This window comes from Niallia circulans (assembly GCF_003726095.1).
Taxonomy (GTDB): Bacteria; Bacillota; Bacilli; order Bacillales; family Cytobacillaceae; genus Niallia; species Niallia circulans_A.
In genome coordinates this window covers 3,962,501-3,981,045 of record NZ_CP026031.1, presented here as the reverse complement: position 1 = coordinate 3,981,045, position 18,545 = coordinate 3,962,501, and the positions used below count along the sequence as shown (strand labels likewise).

Here is an 18,545-nt window from a genome sequence, read left to right as displayed (position 1 = left end):
ATCATATAAAAAGGTGCACAGAAAGCTTCCTCTTCCTTGATATTTTTTAGGAAAAGCAATTAATCTGTACACCTATTTATCATCATTATTTTCCAAACGTTTCATAAAGTATGTCACTGAGCTTCGCGAACTCTTCAATAGATAATGATTCTCCGCGTCTAGAAGGCTCAATTTCCGCTTGTTCCAGCGCTTCTATGATTTCTGCCTTCTTTTCTTTTCCACCCTCTAATTGGCTCGATAAGTTATTGAGAATCGTTTTTCTTCTTTGTGCAAAGCTGGCTCTTGTTATTTGAAAGAAAAATGCTTCATTTTTCACTACAACAGACGGTGTTTCTCTAATCGTAAGACGAATAACAGCTGAATCCACATTTGGTTGAGGGACAAAAACAGTTTTTGGTACAATCATAACCACTTCTGGTTTTGTATAATACTGAATGGCAATTGAAAGAGAACCATATTCCTTCGTTCCTGGCTTCGCTGAAATTCGTTCTGCCACTTCTTTTTGTAGCATTACCACAATGCCTCTTAAAGGTAACTTTTCTTCTAGTATCTTCATAATAATCGGCGTTGTAACATAATAAGGTAAATTAGCAACAAGCATAATATCCTTGATATCTTTAAACTCTGTGTCTAACATTTCCTTAACATTTGCCTTTAAAATATCCTGGTGGATAATTTTTGCGTGAGGATATGGTTCAAGTGTCTCTTTTAAAATCGGTAATAGACGTTGATCAATCTCATACGCTACAACCTTTTTGCTCCGCTTTGCTAATTGTTCTGTTAATGCGCCAATTCCAGGGCCAACCTCAATTGCACCTGAATCTTCTGTTAACTGCGCATGATCCACAATATTTCTCAAAATGTTTGTATCAATTAAAAAGTTCTGTCCTAAGCTTTTCTTAAAGGAAAAACCATATTTATCTAGTATTGCTCTTGTCCTTGCGGGTGTTGCTATATCTTTATACATGCTTATCCTCCTGGCGTATTTCCTTAATCGCTTGTGCAAACTCTGCCTTTGTAATATGAAACATCAATAATCGTTTATAGAGCTGTTTTCCATTTGTATACCCAATTTTAAGCAGCTTACCTAACTGTTCTCTTCGCTCCTTAGAATCAGCACCGCCAATTAAGCCCGCATCAATTAAATCTTCCTTTGTAATTTCTTCCTTTATTGTTTCTTGCATCAGATGTGCTTCTTTTAATGCTTCTCTAATTACTTCTACTGATGCATGTTCCACCCCAACACCTTTACCATGCTTATGGATAGCAAGCTCCTTCGGAATAAAGGCATGCTTGCATTCAGGAACATGCATTTCAATTGTATGACGAATTTTTTGACCTGGATAGTCTGGATCTGTCAAAACAATAACTCCTCTTGTTTTTTGGGCTAGCTTTATTTTATCCAATGTCTCTTGATTAATAGCTGAACCGTTTGTTTCAATTGTATCTGCATCTACCGCTCGCTTAATAGCGGTAGTATCATCTCGACCTTCCACTACTATTATTTCTTTAATCTTCATGGAACCTCCAAAAAAATATTTAAAATTTGAAAAAAAAATGAAACATAATTGTAACATGAATCGTCTATATATACAGAGAGAAAGAAATGTTTTAATTATTATCATTATAGCTAATATTTATGTTTAAACAAATGGCTGATTCATTGCAATTTAATTAACAAGTGATGAAACATAAAAAAGGACAGAGGAGATGCTCCCTCTGCCAAATTAGCTAACTTTCTATCATCTGATATTGGATGATAAATTGTCGAGATTTCTATTTTACCTAATTAATTATTTTTATCTTAACTTGCCTGTTACCCCAACGGTAAGCTTCGGCTTTTGTGGAAAAGAAAACATCAATTTTCTGCCCTTTTACACTTCCGCCAGTATCGGCAGCAACAGCGTAGCCATAGCCTTCCACATAAACTTTTGTTCCTAATGGGATAAAACTTGGGTCGACAGCAATTACTTTTGCATTAGGATTAGCTTTCAGATCAATTCCAGTAGCCGTTCGGCCAGAACATCCATTACAGCTAGCAGTATATGCTGTTGAATTGACGAACACTTCTTGCCCACGTTCTTCACCACGGGATGCAAGTTGAATGACTTCGTCTTTTGTTCCAACAGAGACAATTTTATCCTGCTTTTCTTTTACTGTTGTTTCACTTAGCAATTTTCGGGAAATCTCTTTGCCATTTTCCTTCGTCACTTCATACTTTTTAGAGACCACTCCTTCAGTTCCCTCTTTAAGTACTTTTTCTGTTCCGTGTGGAAGATCATCGTCCTTTTGGGTGATTACGGCAAAATTAATCGGTTGTTCCACTACATCGGTGACCTTTTCTATTCTTGTTATATTAACAATAGCTTCTTCTTTCACTTTTTCCTTTAGAGCTGGTTCAACTCGGTCTAATTTATCAAGTGAGATCTCCTGTTGTGTTAAAAAGTCAGCGACCGTAGTCGAAGTGGACCATACTTGCTTTTTCTTTCCTGCGTCTACTAGCGTTACTGGAAATGCTGTATGTACGACAACGTCCATTTTATGTTCTATAGGGTTATTTTCTTTCTGATTGATCTGGTCGTGCTCGTTCAAAGAAATTTTTTGTTCTTCTAAAAACTCCTTAACAGTATCTACTGTTGTCCAAACCGTTTTCTTCTCGTCGTCTTTTTGCAATTCAACCTGTTTAGCTTTTTTCCAGACAACTTCTAGGTTATCTGTCACCTTTGTGTTTAACGAGGGAAACACATAATCTTTTGAACCGACGGTAATATCTAAATCATCAAATATTTGTTGTATAGTAGATGAGTGCGTCTCGATGATTTGTTCTTTACCATTTAGCGTTAGTGCCACAGTACTTTTAGTAGTTTCATAAATTATAAATCCAATACTACTCGCAAAAACGATGAAACTAGCTAAAAAGATAGACACTTTCTTCTTGCTCAAAGATTTTGAAAACAGGTTTTTCATGTTTTTGATTACGATGAAAAACGCCTCCTTTTCTCTCGGAGTGATTATATAGAGTATCATGTCCGCTGTCAACCCTTTAGAATCTTTGAACGTATATCCTATTATGCAAAAAAAACAAGCGAAAGGAAAGAAAGAAATCTCGACATAATTAGTCTATGAGAAAAGGAAGCAATGTAGAACGATTAAAAATAAGAGGAAGTTCGGACAAGCTCTTTCTTCATTCGACAAAAATCTTTATCAGTTTATGCCGAATAATTTTTTTGCGTTTTCTGTTGTTTTTGACGCCACCTCTTCGTAGGAAATCCCTTTTATAGCAGCAATCTCTTCTGCTACTAGTTTTACATAACTAGGTTCATTGCGTTTTCCTCTAAAAGGGGTCGGTGCTAAATATGGGCAGTCCGTTTCGATTAATAAATGATCTAACGAAATGGCTTCTGCAACTTCCTTTGGCTTTCGTGCATTTTTAAAAGTAACCGTTCCACCAAGCGAAATATAAAAATTCATATTTATACATTCAAGCGCAGTTTCTACACTTCCTCCATAACAATGCATAATCCCGCCTACCTCTTTTGCATCCTCTTCTTTTAAGATTTCAACAATATCAGCAGTCGCTTCACGATTATGAATAATTATCGGAAGTTTTACTTTTTTTGCTAATTGAATTTGCTTTCTAAACACTTCTTTTTGAATATCTTTTGGCGATTTATCCCAATGATAATCTAGTCCCATTTCTCCTATTGCAATGACTTTTGGATGCTTTGCCAATTCTTCAATCCAAACCAAATCTTCATCTACCATATCGATAGCATCTACAGGATGCCACCCTATGCTTGCGTAAACAAAATCATACTGCTCAATAAGCTCCATCGCCTTTGTAATAGTAGGTCTATCAAACCCAACCACTACCATTTTTTCCATTCCTACATCGAGTGCTCGTTGTATCACTTCTTCTATATCATCTTGAAACTCATTTGCATTAATATGTGTATGTGTATCAAATAACATGATAAACATCCCTCCATCTGTTAAATATATTTACACTTTATTTTCTCAGACCGTTCTATCCTTGCCACCACAGTCTTAATGAAAGAAGAAAAAACATAGAGATGATTAAAATATGGAGTTTTCTCGCCCATTCCCATTAAAGATCTTGGCGATTTCCCCAATTAAAACATCTCCATGTTTTTCCTATCATTTTATTTTACTTTTGCTCCAAGTGGTAAAGCCTCTGCGATTGTCGCAAGAGACAATTCGCCGTCATGACTTCCAGCTAAAATCATTCCTTGAGAAAGTTCGCCTCTTAATTTAACTGGTTTTAAATTTGTTACACAAATAACCTTTCGTCCTACCAAGTCTTCAGGAGAATAATATTTAGCAATTCCAGAAACTACTTGTCTTTTCTCATAACCAAGATCCAATTGTAACTTCAATAACTTGTCTGCTTTTTTCACAGGTTCAGCTTCCAGCACTTGTGCTACACGTAAATCTACCTTCATAAAGTCATCTATTGTGATTTCCTCTACGTCCGGAACTTCTTGAACCTCTTGTTTCGTTTCTTCTTCCTTTTGAGGTCCCTTCATTTCGCTCTTAATAAATTCCACTTCTTCTTGGATATCTAATCTAGGGAAAATAGGATCTCCCTTCTCTACTATAGTACCCGCAGGGATTATGCCAAAACGTTCCAAGCTGTCCCATGTCTGTAAGGATTCATCTTGTATGTTCAACTGTTTAAAAATTTTATCAGGTGTTCTTGTTAAGAATGGTTTTAACATAATTGCGATTCTTCTTAAAGATTCTGCTAAGTGATTCATCACAACTGCTAATTCTTCTGTCTTTTCCTCTTTCGCTAATACCCATGGCTGTGTTTCATCGATATATTTATTATTTCTGCTGACTAATTGCCATAACGTTGTTAGTACAACGGAGAACTCCATATTTTCCATATGCTCCGCATATTTCTTAACCGTTTCTTGATGTGCTTCCACAAGTGACTTTTCAAAAGTTCCCTCTGAATTTTTATAGGTAGGAATTTCACCATTAAAGTACTTATTAATCATCGCCACTGTACGATTTAATAAGTTCCCTAAGTCATTCGCTAAATCAAAGTTCACTCTCTCTACAAACGCTTCTGGAGTAAACACACCATCAGAACCAAATGGTACTTCTCTTAATAAATAATAACGAAGAGCATCTAATCCATAACGATCAATTAACGTCACTGGATTAACCACATTTCCTTTTGATTTAGACATTTTACCATCTTTCATTAGAATCCAGCCATGTGCAAAGACTTTCTTAGGCAATGGTAGATCTAATGCCATAAGCATGATTGGCCAATATATCGTGTGAAAACGAACAATTTCTTTCCCAACTAAATGTACATTTGCTGGCCAGAACTTTTTATATAATGTTTCATCGTCAGAGCCATACCCTAGCGCAGTAATATAATTGGAAAGGGCATCGATCCATACATACACAACATGCTTCGGATCCCCTGGCACTTTAATTCCCCAATCAAAAGTCGTTCTTGAGACTGCTAAATCTTCCAATCCTGGTTTGATAAAGTTATTAATCATCTCGTTCTTGCGAGATTCTGGTTGGATAAATTCTGGATTTTCCTCGTAAAATGCTAACAAGCGATCTGCATATTTCCCCATTCTAAAGAAATATGATTCCTCTTTTACTAGTTCAACGGCATGACCACTGTCGGGGCTTTTCCCTCCAATTACTTTGCCATGTTCATCATATATAGGATCAACTAACTGTAGTTCTGTATAATACGTTTCATCAGAAACAGAATACCATCCTTGATATTCATCTAAATAAATATCTCCTTGATCCACTAATTTCTTAAACATTTTTTCGACAACATCCGTATGTCGTTTTTCTGTTGTACGGATAAAATCATCATAGGAAATATCAAGCTTATCCCATAATTCCTTTATTCCTGCCACAATTTCATCTACATACTGAATAGGTGTAATTCCTGCTTCTTCTGCTTTGCGCTGAATTTTTTGCCCATGTTCATCCGTTCCAGTTAAGTAACGAACTTCATATCCTCTCATTCTTTTATAACGAGCCATTGCATCTCCAGCAACTGTTGTGTAGGCATGCCCAATATGTAAATTGCCACTTGGATAATAGATTGGCGTAGTAATATAAAAAGTTTTTTCTTGATCCTTCACTTAGTTTCCTCCTATGTATATGTATATAATATGTACCTTTAGTAAAATAACTGCTATTACTATTGTAACCATTCTTCTTTTTTATCGAAACAAAAAAGTATAAGAACATTTATAAACCGCATAATTATTGCCATTTTTCCTTTTATCCCATCAAAATATACCTAAAAATAATTAGTAATGCAACAGCGATGTTTTGGAAGAAAAAATGACAAATAAAAATGTTGTTTTTTGTCGAAAAAATAACAAAAATAGAACGAAAATACTATACCAATTTATCCCATCCTATGTTTATTTATCATTTCATACTCCAGAAAAGCCTACTTTAATAAGGTTTTTTAAAATACATTTATTTCAAAATAAATAATTGACGTTTATGGGAATGGCTGGTATTATAATAAACATACAAAGAAATTTGTCGAAAATTAGCGAAAAAAATATAAATACTTACTTTTGGGAGGAGAAAAGAAAATGAAATCTACAGGTATTGTTCGTAAAGTTGATGAATTAGGTCGTGTGGTAATTCCAATCGAATTAAGACGTACATTAGGAATTGCGGAAAAGGATGCTCTAGAAATTTATGTAGATGATGAAAAAATCATCTTAAAAAAATATAAACCAAACATGACTTGCCAAGTTACTGGAGAAGTATCAGATGATAATCTATCTTTAGCTGGTGGTAAATTAATTCTTAGCCGTGAAGGTGCAGAGCAATTAATCGCGGAAATTAAAAGCAATTTTGAACTTGCAAAATAAGAATAAAGTTAGAAATGTGTAAGTACATCACTCTTTATTTATTCATAGTTTCTTGAATGAATAAATAAGAAAAGCTTATTCGTTCTTTTTTATAAACTAAAGGACTGCCGCCTTAAAGGGGAACACCATCATATTTTTGATGTTCCGATTTAAGGCAGCAGCCCTTTTTCTTATTGAATATGGTATTCTTGGTAAATGTCTCTTTTTTGCATTTCTCTATCTAATGCAGTCTTTTTAATTGCTTCTTTTACCGTAATTCCCTCTTTTTCCACATAGTGATCTACATGTTGAACAATAGATAAGTCTTCCCACCAATTATTGTCTTCCGTTTGTAATTCTCCTTGTTCGATAACTAAACAGAACTCTCCTCTTATTTCTTCTGACTGAGACCAAGCAATTGCCTCCTCTAGAGTTCCACGAATAAATTCCTCATATAACTTTGTCAACTCTCTACATAATGTGATCTTTCTATTACCGAGAATTTCCCTTATTAAAACCAATGTTTCTTTTAAACGATGCGGGGATTCATATAAGAGCAACGTACCTGGAACACTCTTTAGGAAAAGCAACTCCTTCTTCTTCTCCTTCTTTTGACGATTAAGGAAACCATAAAAGTAGAAAGGATGTGTCGGAAGTCCCGAAGCAATCAGAGCTGTTAATGCTGCATTTGCTCCTGGAAGAGGAATAACTGGGATTTCTTGATTAATAGCATCCATAGCTAGCTCATATCCTGGATCTGCAATGGTTGGCATTCCCGCATCGCTTACTAATGCGATTATTTTATCCTCTTTCAAAGCTTGTATTAGCTTTTGACCACTAGTCTCTTTATTATGTTCATGATAGCTGACTACTGGAGTTGCAATTTCAAAATAATTACATAGTTTTTTTGTATTACGCGTATCCTCTGCAGCAATAATATCTGCCTCTTTCAAAATTCTAATTGCTCGAAAACTCATATCTTCTAAATTCCCGATAGGAGTAGGGACTAAATACAGCGCTCCCCTTTTTTCTTTAAAGCTTTTTTGTTGTTTCATTTCCTTCACCTACTTCCTTCCATAAAAACTTTTCCTTCTTCTTTCTATCTAACTGTTTAAAAGCATACTCTGCTTTCATGGCCTCTTGTTTTGTCTGAAATTCCTCATAGTAAATAACAGATACCGGTAAACGCCCTCTTGTATACTTTGCCCCTTTGCCATCATTATGCGTTTTTACTCGCTTTTGAAGATCATTTGTATAACCAGCATAATAGCTGCCATCCTTACACTTTAATACATAAAAATAATGATTCTTATTTTCCATACAGTATTCTGCTCATTTCCTCTGTATAATTGTTGCCATCTTTATAAACAAATAACGGAGGGAGAACTTTTAAGTCTGGTTTCCCATCTTTTATTGCTTCAACTAATAAAATATTCGCTTCTTTACCTTCTTTTGGATAGACAAATCGGATTCGCTTTGGTTCCAATCGATTCTCCCTCATTAATGTAATGATATCTAATAGCCTGCCAGGTCGATGAACAAAAGCTACTTTTCCACCTTGTTTAACCAATTGACTAGATATACTAATTGTATCCTCAAGTGTACAGAGAATCTCATGCCTAGCTATAGCAAGATGCTCATTACCATTAATCTCTGCCATTGAGTTCGTCTTCTTAAAGTAGGGAGGATTACACGTCACTGCGTCATACTTCTCATACCCAAGTAAACTAGGAGCATCCTTAATATCACCATGAATCATTTTTATTTTTTGTTCTAAATGATTATACTGAATGCTTCTATTTGCCATATCATATAATCTTTCTTGTATTTCTACTCCTACAATATCTCCCTCTGTTCGAAGTGACAAAAAGAGTGGAATTACTCCATTCCCACTACATAAATCAACAATTGCCCCCCTCTTCAAAGGAATAGAGACAAAATCCGCTAATAATACTGCATCTAATGAGAAAGAAAAAACAGATGGACTTTGAATAATTCTTAATCGTTCATCCAGCAAATAATCTAATCTTTCATCTCCAATTAATGGAACCACTCTTTTTTTACCTCCATCTTTCCTATTCCTGCATAGAAAAAGAGATGTCTCAAGAAGAAGAGTCATCCCCTGACAATACATTGATTGTATTGCTTACATACTCGGGCAATAATTTCTTTGAGACATCCTTATTTTTTATTAAGAAACGATAAACAAAAAAGACAATCTCCATCTTTTCGAGGACTTCCAAAATGAAGATTACAAATATGAAAACCTTCTTGATATAGTCTTGCCAGGTTGTCATACCCTTCCCCTATATCAATATTTTTTTCCTCCATCGTCTTACCTTGTTTTATGTTCCTTCTTTTATTTTTATCCTGTTTCGAATCTTTTTCTCTTGGTATATCCTCTAAGTGCCTTCTTAGATTTTCATTTTCTAGCTGCAGCCTATTATTCTCTTCAATAAGCTCAGCTACATGCTGTTTAAGATCACCTAATTGCTTATACAAATTACCAATTTGACTTTCCATATTTATTACTGATTCAAAAACTTCTTTTTTATCCACTCTTCCACCTCATTAATCTGTGGATTGAACTGAAACAGCATCCTCTTGCAGTATCTCATCTAATGTATATTCAAGCACTCGTTCTTGTTCAGAAATTTCCACTTGGAGTACACGTTCTAAAATATTTAAACCAACAACTTTTCCCTTTCCATCCGGTGTATTAATCCAATCACCTAAGTCTGGTAAAAGTTCCTTGGCAGCTTCATAATCGTCATTCTCATACTTTAAACAACACATTAATCGTCCGCATAATCCGGAAATTTTCGTTGGGTTTAAGGAAAGGTTTTGGTCTTTTGCCATCTTAATAGATACTGGTTCGAAATCCCCTAAGAATGTCGAACAGCATAACATTCTTCCACAAGGACCAATTCCACCTAGCATTTTAGCTTCATCTCTTACACCAATCTGACGAAGTTCAATTCTTGTTCGAAAAATGGAAGCTAAATCTTTTACCAATTCCCTAAAGTCTACTCGACCATCAGCGGTAAAATAAAAAATAATTTTATTACGGTCAAATGTATATTCTACATCCACTAATTTCATATCTAATTCATGTAGCGTAACTTTCTCACAACAAACATCATAAGCCTCTTTTGCTGCAACCTTGTTTTCGGCTACAATCATTTGATCTTTATGATCCGCAATTCTTAATACTTTTTTCAAGGGTAAAACAACATCGTTTTCATCTACTTTTTTCGGTCCAATAACTACTCTCCCGAATTCTACACCTCGAACAGTTTCGACGATGACGAAGTCTCCCTTTTGAATGATTAATTCATTTGGATCAAAATAATATATTTTTCCAGCTTTTTTAAAGCGGATTCCTACAACATCATACAACTGAAGATCCCTCCTGCAGCTCTAGCACCAGCTGCTCCATCAATAACTGTGGATTCATATTCCCCTGCAGCTTTCGCTTTGCTTCAAAAATAGCTGTCATTTGTTCCGTTAAGCGCCTGTTAGAAGTTCTTAAAGCATAAGTCTCTAATCGTCCCTTTTCGCTAACGTATACAATCTGATCGTGCTTGCCAAGCTGTATATATAATAAATCTTTATAAAGCAGCAATAATAAATCGAGTCCTCTATCAAACTGATCCTTTTCCTTAAAATGAGAAAACCAGTCCCTTTGAAGAGCTACTAATGCTTCTAAAGGAGCTCCTTTAAGAGCCTCATATAATTTTACCACTATTTTTTGCGCTTGTACAAACCATTCATCCGTACTAAGTGTCAATGCCTCTTCAAAATTATTGGTAATTTGCGCAAGTAAAGGGGCTTCATTTGGTTTTATGCCATTTCTTACTAGTTCTTTAGCCATTTCATTTGGGGATAATGGTGTAAAGGAAAGGACCTGACACCGAGACAAAATAGTCGGCAATATTTGCTGAATTTGTTCTGTTATTAGAATGGCCGTTGTTTCTGCATTTGGTTCCTCTAAAAATTTCAGTAAACTATTAGCCGCATTTGTAGTCATTTTATCTGCATGAACAAGAATATACACCTTTTGCTTTGACTCTACTCCAGTCTTGGAAAACTCTTCTTGTAGGCTTTGTATTTGATGCTTCTTTATGGATAATCCATCTGGCTCAAGTAAATGCACATCAGGATGGTTACCATTATTTATCCGCTTGCAATTTGAACATGTTTCACATGGAACATATCCATCTATAGTATTTTCACATAAAATGCTCTTAGTGAGAACTAGACTTATTTCCCGTTTACCAGTTCCCTTCATTCCTTCAAAAAGATATGCATGAGCTAATCTCTCTTTTTTCAAGCTGTTTTTTAGCATTTTTAAAACAATGGGTTGTGTCTGTTCAAGCTGTTCCCACGTCCTTGTCAAGACAATCACTCCATTTACGTATATATATTAATTAGTAAACCTTTAATTTCACCAATTTTATCTAAGATATTTATGCCATTTTTTCTCAGTCGCAATTACTTCTTCTGTTAATTCTACTAACTTATCATCAATTACCTGTACAACACGCAAGTCTCTCCCTTGGCCAAACTGATCCCACGAGTTGTCTTTTTTTACTTTCATCCCTAATTCAACAGCTTCTTTTACAAACTGTTTAACAAGAGATTTATATTTTGTTAAGTCTTTTAAATTTTGGGATCGCCCTAACCTATTGCCAATATCATCGATGTTCTTCATCAATTTTGAAGCTGATCGACCTTTAATTTCTCATTTTGTTGTTGGACATATCCCTGAAATTTAGAGTCCCTAGACTACCTTTTGTTCCTAATCTATTCCCTTCCAGATTGATTCGAATGTCTTTATTAATCTTCATATTCTTCCTCCTGAAGAACGATCTACTACTTATTAGTAAAAGGATCTGTATCCTACTTTTAACTTTTATCATTTAACCATGAAAGTACATCGGTAACAGAAGTTAACCGATGTACAGCTTAAAATTGTTTAAATTGCTCTACAGGTAATACAAAGACTGTTGCTCCACCAACTTCCACTTCTACTGGATAAGGGACATAAGAATCTGCATTTCCTCCCATTGGCGATACAGGTGCTACTAATTGGTCTCTTGATTGACAATTTTCTTTAATGATTTGCAGTGCTTTTTCCACACGTATATCTTCCGTTCCTATCATAAAGGTGGTATTTCCAGATTTCAAGAATCCGCCAGTACTCGCAAGCTTTGTTGCTCTAAAATTATTTTCAACTAGTGCATTAAGTAATTTGTTACTATCTTTATCTTGAATGACTGTTAGAATTAATTTCATTTTATCCCGCCCCTTATTATAGTTTCCGAATGATTTTATAACTTGTTCCTATTATAGCAATAAATATAAAAACAAACAGCTGAAAGGAAAATAATTCTTTGAAAGCCTATCTATTTTTTGTTTGTTATCACTATATGCATAATACCCTAATATATAATTAGCAACGCACTTCTACTTTAAAAAACGATTAATAATATCCACTGTATCCTCCAAAACCTGTTCTAGTGGTTTCGATGCATCTACTTTTATTATTCTCTCTGGAAATTTCTCTATTACCTTAGAATAGCCTTCTTGTACTCTTTCATGGAATTCAATCGTTTCTAAATCCAAACGGTTAATTTCTCTATCACTCGTATTATTAATTCTTGCTAAACCAACCCTTGGATCTAAATCAAAATAAATGGTTAGTTCAGGCATGATATCTCCAATTGCAAATTGATTAATTTTCCAAATTTCATCCATATCAATTCCTCTTGCATACCCTTGATATGCCAATGAACTATCAATAAAGCGATCACATAATACAATTGCTCCGCCGTTTAAAGCTGGAACGACCTTCTCTACTAAATGCTGTCTTCTAGCAGCTGCATATAGTAACGCTTCTGTCCGAGCATCCATTTCAATATGCTTAGGATCTAATATAATATTTCTAATTTTTTCTGAAATAGGAATTCCACCTGGTTCCCTAGTCTTTATAATCTGTAGTTCTTTTTCTTGATAATAATTTAACAACATATCGATAACGGTTGTCTTTCCCGCTCCTTCTGGTCCTTCTAATGTAATAAAGAGCCCTTTTGTCACCTTATTGTCCTCCTAAGTTGTCATTTCTTAAAAATTGTAATTCTATTTTTATAAATAGATGGACTTCCTTGAAATCTTGCTCCATCCTTTAATAAGTTCGTTATTTGTTTAATATGATAGTTCGTTATCTCCTCTCCAGGCATTAAAATAGGAATTCCTGGAGGATATGGAATAATTGTTTCTGCACAAACTGCATGTAAAGCTTCACTTAATGAAACTTCTACCTTACTTCGTATTGCTTGTTCTTTTTCACTAAGTTTTAATTCTACTATATCCTGACGCTTTTTTATAGATTCAACTGTCTCACTCTGTGAAGAATAAGCATGTGTATGTTTAAGAAGTGCCCTTTTTATTTTATAAATAACCTTTTCTAATGGGTAAGAGATTCCTTTCTTTAACAATGGAAAGACAAATAATATATTATTTGAATCAGCTAACTCCGTATAAATGCCCTCTTTTTCTAATTCTTTTTGTAATTCGAATCCGCTTCTATTTTCTGTTGATTGAATAGTAATTTTTAAAGGATCTCCATCATAAGGATAATTTAGTACATTTAGCTGGGGTATTGTATGAAGTTGTTCCCGAAAAAGTGTAAGCATCGTATGTAGGTATTCCCAATCCTCCATGCTATAGTTTGCTATATAATGCCTAGCCTTATCTAGAGAGGCCATAATAAGATAAGATGGACTGCTGGACTGTAAAATGTCTAAGTAATGTTTAACATCCTCTTGTTGAACGAATGCTGTATTATAATGTAAATAAGCACCCATTGTTAATGCAGGAAGCGTCTTATGTGCTGATTGAACAACTATATCTGCACCTAACTCAACTGCTGAAGGTGGAAAATGTGGGTTTCCTTTAAAATGTGCTCCATGCGCTTCATCTACTAATACACAAATGCCATTAGCATGGGCTAAGTCAATAATCTCCTGTAAATTTCCAACCATTCCATAATAATTAGGAGAAGTTAAAATAAGCTTTTTGACTTCTGGGAATCGTGCAATTGCCTGTTCAATTGTTTTTTTTGAAAGGACAGTATCGACTTTCCAATCTTCCTCATAATCAGGGCTAAGTAAAATAGGCTCTGCCTTTGCTAACTTTATTCCATTCATAATTGATTTATGGCTATTCCTTTGTACAAATACTTTGTCACCCTCTGTTAAGGCCGCTAATATCATTGCTAAATTCCCAACAGTACTTCCATTTACAAGAAAATAACTTTTCTTAACTCCATAAAAATCTGTTAGTAATTTTTCTGCATCTGCAATAACACCTGTTGGTGCATGTAAATCATCTAAGCCATTGAGCTCTGTCACATCAAAATTCCATAAGGGTCCTTTCCACTCCTCTTCCGAAGAAATTAATTCCCCATTCTTATGACCAGGTACATGAAAAGAAATATTATTTTTCGACTGGAATTGCAACAGTTTAGAATATAACGGTGTGTTTTCTTGCAATAGTATTCCTCTTTTCTTTTTTCACTCTATTTATTTTATCACTTTTTCTTCATAGGAAGTAATTTACGTTTCCTTCTTTCCATTTTCTTATCTAAGTATTTCAGATAATATAAATCCCTTATCCACCCATATTGGGCTATATTATCAATCCCCCTTTAGTCTTTCCTATTTTGTAGTATTTTAGTTTGGTAGTTTTTAAGAATAAAGGTATGAGTGATTACTAAAATGGATAGAATAATGTCTATGGAGGTGGAGAAATGGGGAAATATCAATCAAGTAGAGCAGAAGCCTGTCTCATATGTGAAGAACATAAATTAGAAGGTATTCATCTATTCGAATCCTTTATATGTATGGATTGCGAAAGAGAGATTGTTAATACGAAAACAAATGATCCCAAATATCTATTTTTTGTTCATCAAATGAGAAAAGCACGAACTCTTCAGGAAAGACGGCAAGCTTAGATATAAGTAAGTATCCGCCGGTAGAACCGGCGGTTTTAATTTCGCCCTATAAGGGCACTTTACCAACGAAGCCCCTAAAGGGACCTCTAAATTGACCGCCAACCGTTTACTCTCCCTACTTATCTTTAAATGGATCGACGTATTCTCGTTTGCTCATATTATCTCGCAAACGGTCCTCTGCTTCTTGCTCTCGTATATACTTTGCAATTGTTTTTTCGTTTAATCCAACCGTACTTACGTAATATCCTTTCGCCCAAAACGTTCGATTTCCATGATTATATTTTAAATTTGCATGTCTATCATGGATCATCAATGAACTTTTACCTTTTAAATATCCCATGAAATACGAAACAGACATTTTCGGTGGTATTTTTACCAGCATGTGTATATGATCTGGCATGGCATGTGCTTCCATTATTTCTACATCTTTCATTTCACATAGTTTTCTCAATATAGCACCTATATCTTTTCTTAATTTCCCATATACTACTTTCCTTCTGTATTTGGGAATAAATACGATATGATACTTACAATTCCATCTTGTATGTGATAAACTATTGTCGCTCGACATGAGCAGAACTCCTCTCGTTATTTGAAGTTGGTTTGACGGCCATCTTCTATTATAACGATTGGAGTTTTTTTCTAATACGACTCTACAAGTTTTATTTTCACACAGGCAGAGCCTGTGGTTTAAAAAGAGTAAATAAAAAACAAGCATCTAATGAATAGATGCTTGTTTCCTTATTGCCTGGCGACGTCCTACTCTCACAGGGGGAGAACCCCCAACTACCATCGGCGCTGAGAAGCTTAACTTCCGTGTTCGGTATGGGAACGGGTGTGACCTTCTCGCTATCGCCACCAGACTTATTTATTTAGAGAATTATTCTCTCAAAACTAAATCATTTAGAAGTATTCCAATTTGCCAAGTAATCATTTTGTCCAGCTCCAACGCCATAAACAGGCATTTCCGCTTTTCATTTTAGTTAAGTCCTCGATCTATTAGTATCAGTCAGCTCCACATGTCGCCACGCTTCCACCTCTGACCTATCAACCTGATCATCTTTCAGGGATCTTACTAGCTTGCGCTATGGGAAATCTCATCTTGAGGGGGGCTTCATGCTTAGATGCTTTCAGCACTTATCCCTTCCGCACATAGCTACCCAGCGATGCCTTTGGCAAGACAACTGGTACACCAGCGGTGCGTCCATCCCGGTCCTCTCGTACTAAGGACAGCTCCTCTCAAATTTCCTACGCCCACGACGGATAGGGACCGAACTGTCTCACGACGTTCTGAACCCAGCTCGCGTACCGCTTTAATGGGCGAACAGCCCAACCCTTGGGACCGACTACAGCCCCAGGATGCGATGAGCCGACATCGAGGTGCCAAACCTCCCCGTCGATGTGGACTCTTGGGGGAGATAAGCCTGTTATCCCCGGGGTAGCTTTTATCCGTTGAGCGATGGCCCTTCCATGCGGAACCACCGGATCACTAAGCCCGACTTTCGTCCCTGCTCGACTTGTAGGTCTCGCAGTCAAGCTCCCTTGTGCCTTTACACTCTACGAATGATTTCCAACCATTCTGAGGGAACCTTTGGGCGCCTCCGTTACTTTTTAGGAGGCGACCGCCCCAGTCAAACTGCCCACCTGACACTGTCTCCCACCCCGATCAGGGGTGCGGGTTAGAATGTCAATACAGCCAGGGTAGTATCCCACCAATGCCTCCACCGAAGCTAGCGCTCCGGCTTCCAAGGCTCCTACCTATCCTGTACAAGCTGTACCAAAATTCAATATCAGGCTGCAGTAAAGCTCCACGGGGTCTTTCCGTCCTGTCGCGGGTAACCTGCATCTTCACAGGTACTATAATTTCACCGAGTCTCTCGTTGAGACAGTGCCCAGATCGTTACACCTTTCGTGCGGGTCGGAACTTACCCGACAAGGAATTTCGCTACCTTAGGACCGTTATAGTTACGGCCGCCGTTTACTGGGGCTTCAATTCAGAGCTTCGCACTAACGTGCTAACCCCTCCTCTTAACCTTCCAGCACCGGGCAGGTGTCAGCCCCTATACTTCGCCTTGCGGCTTCGCAGAGACCTGTGTTTTTGCTAAACAGTCGCCTGGGCCTATTCACTGCGGCTCTCGCAGGCTTGCACCCGCAAGAGCACCCCTTCTCCCGAAGTTACGGGGTCATTTTGCCGAGTTCCTTAACGAGAGTTCTCTCGCTCACCTTAGGATTCTCTCCTCGCCTACCTGTGTCGGTTTGCGGTACGGGCACCCTAAATCTCGCTAGAGGCTTTTCTTGGCAGTGTGGAATCAGGAACTTCGGTACTATATTTCCCTCGCCGTCACAGCTCCGCTTATGTGGTAATGGGATTTGCCTCATTACCAGCCTAACTGCTTGGACGTGCTAATCCAACAGCACGCTTACCCTATCCTCCTGCGTCCCCCCATTGCTCAAACGATTTAAAGGTGGTACAGGAATATCAACCTGTTGTCCATCGCCTACGCTTTTCAGCCTCGGCTTAGGTCCCGACTAACCCTGAGCGGACGAGCCTTCCTCAGGAAACCTTAGGCATTCGGTGGATGAGATTCTCACTCATCTTTCGCTACTCATACCGGCATTCTCACTTCTAAGCGCTCCACCAGTCCTTACGGTCTAGCTTCAACGCCCTTAGAACGCTCTCCTACCACTGACATCAAAGATGTCAATCCACAGCTTCGGTGATACGTTTAGCCCCGGTACATTTTCGGCGCAGAGTCACTCGACCAGTGAGCTATTACGCACTCTTTAAATGGTGGCTGCTTCTAAGCCAACATCCTGGTTGTCTAAGCAACTCCACATCCTTTTCCACTTAACGTATACTTTGGGACCTTAGCTGGTGGTCTGGGCTGTTTCCCTCTTGACCACGGATCTTATCACTCGTAGTCTGACTCCCAAGAATAAGTATTTGGCATTCGGAGTTTGTCTGAATTCGGTAACCCGATGGGGGCCCCTAGTCCAAACAGTGCTCTACCTCCAATACTCTAAATCTTGAGGCTAGCCCTAAAGCTATTTCGGAGAGAACCAGCTATCTCCAAGTTCGATTGGAATTTCTCCGCTACCCACACCTCATCCCCGCACTTTTCAACGTGCGTGGGTTCGGGCCTCCATCCAGTGTTACCTGGACTTCACCCTGGACATGGGTAGATCACCTGGTTTCGGGTCTACAACCACATACTATTTCGCCCTATTCAGACTCGCTTTCGCTGCGGCTCCGTCTCTTCAACTTAACCTCGCATGTAATCGTAACTCGCCGGTTCATTCTACAAAAGGCACGCTATCACCCATAAAAGGGCTCTAACTACTTGTAGGCACACGGTTTCAGGATCTATTTCACTCCCCTTCCGGGGTGCTTTTCACCTTTCCCTCACGGTACTGGTTCACTATCGGTCACTAGGGAGTATTTAGCCTTGGGAGATGGTCCTCCCTGCTTCCGACGGGATTTCTCGTGTCCCGCCGTACTCAGGATACACTCAAGAGGGAACGAAGTTTCGACTACAGGGTTTTTACCTTCTACGACTGACCTTTCCAGATCGATTCGTCTACCCCGTTCCTTTGTAACTCCATATAGAGTGTCCTACAACCCCAAGAGGCAAGCCTCTTGGTTT

The 18,545-nt window shown here is 37.4% G+C and carries 18 protein-coding genes and 2 rRNA genes (1 of these 20 cut by a window edge); 2 read left to right on the top strand and 18 right to left on the bottom strand.

The features are described 5' to 3' along the window. Nucleotides 1–85: 85 nt before the first annotated feature. From rsmA to metG, 5 genes are all read right to left on the bottom strand, one after another. A complete protein-coding gene (gene rsmA / locus C2I06_RS19015) occupies nucleotides 86–967 on the bottom strand; it encodes a 16S rRNA (adenine(1518)-N(6)/adenine(1519)-N(6))-dimethyltransferase RsmA (protein ID WP_095333977.1) in 882 nt (293 codons plus the stop codon). Continuing rightward, nucleotides 960–1,520 (bottom strand): ribonuclease M5, encoded by a 561-nt coding sequence (gene rnmV, locus C2I06_RS19010; RefSeq protein ID WP_095333978.1) that lies wholly within the window; start codon nucleotides 1,518–1,520, stop codon nucleotides 960–962. Before rnmV ends, rsmA begins: the two co-directional genes overlap by 8 nt. A gap of 265 nt (nucleotides 1,521–1,785) precedes the next feature. Beyond that, the gene (locus tag C2I06_RS19005; RefSeq protein WP_164463805.1) at nucleotides 1,786–2,967 is read right to left on the bottom strand and encodes a G5 and 3D domain-containing protein; all 1,182 of its coding nucleotides are present in this window, start codon (nucleotides 2,965–2,967) and stop codon (nucleotides 1,786–1,788) included. Nucleotides 2,968–3,204: 237 nt separating this feature from the next. Further along, on the bottom strand, nucleotides 3,205–3,972 hold the full coding sequence (locus C2I06_RS19000; RefSeq protein WP_095333980.1) for a TatD family hydrolase: 768 nt from the start codon (nucleotides 3,970–3,972) through the stop codon (nucleotides 3,205–3,207). Between the two features lie 191 nt (nucleotides 3,973–4,163). Then, a complete protein-coding gene (gene metG, locus C2I06_RS18995; RefSeq protein ID WP_123258662.1) occupies nucleotides 4,164–6,152 on the bottom strand; it encodes a methionine--tRNA ligase in 1,989 nt (662 codons plus the stop codon). 468 nt (nucleotides 6,153–6,620) lie between these two features. Between metG and C2I06_RS18990 the strand changes: the two genes are divergently transcribed. After that, nucleotides 6,621–6,905: a transition state genes transcriptional regulator AbrB gene (locus C2I06_RS18990; RefSeq protein ID WP_047944355.1), complete on the top strand. Its 285-nt coding sequence runs from the start codon at nucleotides 6,621–6,623 to the stop codon at nucleotides 6,903–6,905. Between the two features lie 170 nt (nucleotides 6,906–7,075). Here C2I06_RS18990 and rsmI read toward each other — a convergent pair whose 3' ends face one another. The 10 genes from rsmI to C2I06_RS18940 form a co-directional block, all read right to left on the bottom strand. Then, nucleotides 7,076–7,939, bottom strand: coding sequence for a 16S rRNA (cytidine(1402)-2'-O)-methyltransferase (gene rsmI, locus C2I06_RS18985; RefSeq protein ID WP_123258661.1), 864 nt, complete (start codon nucleotides 7,937–7,939; stop codon nucleotides 7,076–7,078). Further along, nucleotides 7,917–8,204, bottom strand: a complete 288-nt coding sequence (locus C2I06_RS18980; RefSeq protein WP_095333986.1) for a GIY-YIG nuclease family protein — start codon at nucleotides 8,202–8,204, stop codon at nucleotides 7,917–7,919. The genes rsmI and C2I06_RS18980 overlap by 23 nt, the downstream gene beginning before the upstream one ends. Then, the gene (locus tag C2I06_RS18975; RefSeq protein WP_123258660.1) at nucleotides 8,194–8,937 is read right to left on the bottom strand and encodes a tRNA1(Val) (adenine(37)-N6)-methyltransferase; all 744 of its coding nucleotides are present in this window, start codon (nucleotides 8,935–8,937) and stop codon (nucleotides 8,194–8,196) included. The genes C2I06_RS18980 and C2I06_RS18975 overlap by 11 nt, the downstream gene beginning before the upstream one ends. A gap of 128 nt (nucleotides 8,938–9,065) precedes the next feature. Further along, nucleotides 9,066–9,443 (bottom strand): DNA replication initiation control protein YabA, encoded by a 378-nt coding sequence (yabA, locus tag C2I06_RS18970; protein ID WP_095333990.1) that lies wholly within the window; start codon nucleotides 9,441–9,443, stop codon nucleotides 9,066–9,068. Between the two features lie 12 nt (nucleotides 9,444–9,455). Beyond that, nucleotides 9,456–10,283, bottom strand: coding sequence for a PSP1 domain-containing protein (locus C2I06_RS18965; RefSeq protein WP_095333991.1), 828 nt, complete (start codon nucleotides 10,281–10,283; stop codon nucleotides 9,456–9,458). Next, nucleotides 10,276–11,283, bottom strand: a complete 1,008-nt coding sequence (gene holB, locus C2I06_RS18960) for a DNA polymerase III subunit delta' (RefSeq protein ID WP_095333993.1) — start codon at nucleotides 11,281–11,283, stop codon at nucleotides 10,276–10,278. The genes C2I06_RS18965 and holB overlap by 8 nt, the downstream gene beginning before the upstream one ends. 57 nt (nucleotides 11,284–11,340) lie before the next feature. Then, on the bottom strand, nucleotides 11,341–11,598 hold the full coding sequence (locus tag C2I06_RS18955) for a YaaR family protein (RefSeq protein ID WP_123258659.1): 258 nt from the start codon (nucleotides 11,596–11,598) through the stop codon (nucleotides 11,341–11,343). A 254-nt stretch (nucleotides 11,599–11,852) separates the two neighbouring features. Continuing rightward, nucleotides 11,853–12,182: a cyclic-di-AMP receptor gene (locus C2I06_RS18950; RefSeq protein WP_016204713.1), complete on the bottom strand. Its 330-nt coding sequence runs from the start codon at nucleotides 12,180–12,182 to the stop codon at nucleotides 11,853–11,855. A 171-nt stretch (nucleotides 12,183–12,353) separates the two neighbouring features. Next, entirely contained in the window at nucleotides 12,354–12,983 is a 630-nt protein-coding gene (gene tmk, locus C2I06_RS18945) for a dTMP kinase (protein ID WP_095333995.1), read from the bottom strand. A gap of 20 nt (nucleotides 12,984–13,003) precedes the next feature. Continuing rightward, nucleotides 13,004–14,440, bottom strand: a complete 1,437-nt coding sequence (locus C2I06_RS18940) for an aminotransferase class I/II-fold pyridoxal phosphate-dependent enzyme (protein WP_095333997.1) — start codon at nucleotides 14,438–14,440, stop codon at nucleotides 13,004–13,006. 257 nt (nucleotides 14,441–14,697) lie between these two features. Between C2I06_RS18940 and C2I06_RS18935 the strand changes: the two genes are divergently transcribed. Continuing rightward, complete coding sequence (locus C2I06_RS18935; protein ID WP_095333999.1) at nucleotides 14,698–14,901, top strand: sigma factor G inhibitor Gin; 204 nt, start codon at nucleotides 14,698–14,700, stop codon at nucleotides 14,899–14,901. A 115-nt stretch (nucleotides 14,902–15,016) separates the two neighbouring features. Here the strand turns inward: C2I06_RS18935 and tnpA are convergent, their stop codons facing one another. The 3 genes from tnpA to C2I06_RS18920 all read right to left on the bottom strand — a co-directional run. Continuing rightward, nucleotides 15,017–15,472, bottom strand: coding sequence for an IS200/IS605 family transposase (tnpA, locus tag C2I06_RS18930; protein WP_095330205.1), 456 nt, complete (start codon nucleotides 15,470–15,472; stop codon nucleotides 15,017–15,019). 175 nt (nucleotides 15,473–15,647) lie between these two features. Next, a 5S ribosomal RNA gene (gene rrf, locus C2I06_RS18925) occupies nucleotides 15,648–15,764 on the bottom strand. Nucleotides 15,765–15,880: 116 nt separating this feature from the next. Beyond that, nucleotides 15,881–18,545: ribosomal RNA gene (locus C2I06_RS18920) — 23S ribosomal RNA — on the bottom strand; it runs 271 nt beyond the window's last position.

Excerpts from the sequence above, each read along its gene's own strand:
- rsmA (WP_095333977.1), bottom strand. The coding sequence starts at position 967 with ATGTATAAAGATATAGCAACACCCGCAAGGACAAGAGCAATACTAGAT.
- rnmV (WP_095333978.1), bottom strand. The coding sequence starts at position 1,520 with ATGAAGATTAAAGAAATAATAGTAGTGGAAGGTCGAGATGATACTACC.
- C2I06_RS19005 (WP_164463805.1), bottom strand. The coding sequence starts at position 2,967 with ATGAAAAACCTGTTTTCAAAATCTTTGAGCAAGAAGAAAGTGTCTATC.
- C2I06_RS19000 (WP_095333980.1), bottom strand. The coding sequence starts at position 3,972 with ATGTTATTTGATACACATACACATATTAATGCAAATGAGTTTCAAGAT.
- C2I06_RS18990 (WP_047944355.1), top strand. The coding sequence starts at position 6,621 with ATGAAATCTACAGGTATTGTTCGTAAAGTTGATGAATTAGGTCGTGTG.
- rsmI (WP_123258661.1), bottom strand. The coding sequence starts at position 7,939 with ATGAAACAACAAAAAAGCTTTAAAGAAAAAAGGGGAGCGCTGTATTTA.
- C2I06_RS18980 (WP_095333986.1), bottom strand. The coding sequence starts at position 8,204 with ATGGAAAATAAGAATCATTATTTTTATGTATTAAAGTGTAAGGATGGC.
- C2I06_RS18955 (WP_123258659.1), bottom strand. The coding sequence starts at position 11,598 with ATGAAGAACATCGATGATATTGGCAATAGGTTAGGGCGATCCCAAAAT.
- C2I06_RS18950 (WP_016204713.1), bottom strand. The coding sequence starts at position 12,182 with ATGAAATTAATTCTAACAGTCATTCAAGATAAAGATAGTAACAAATTA.
- C2I06_RS18935 (WP_095333999.1), top strand. The coding sequence starts at position 14,698 with ATGGGGAAATATCAATCAAGTAGAGCAGAAGCCTGTCTCATATGTGAA.
- tnpA (WP_095330205.1), bottom strand. The coding sequence starts at position 15,472 with ATGTCGAGCGACAATAGTTTATCACATACAAGATGGAATTGTAAGTAT.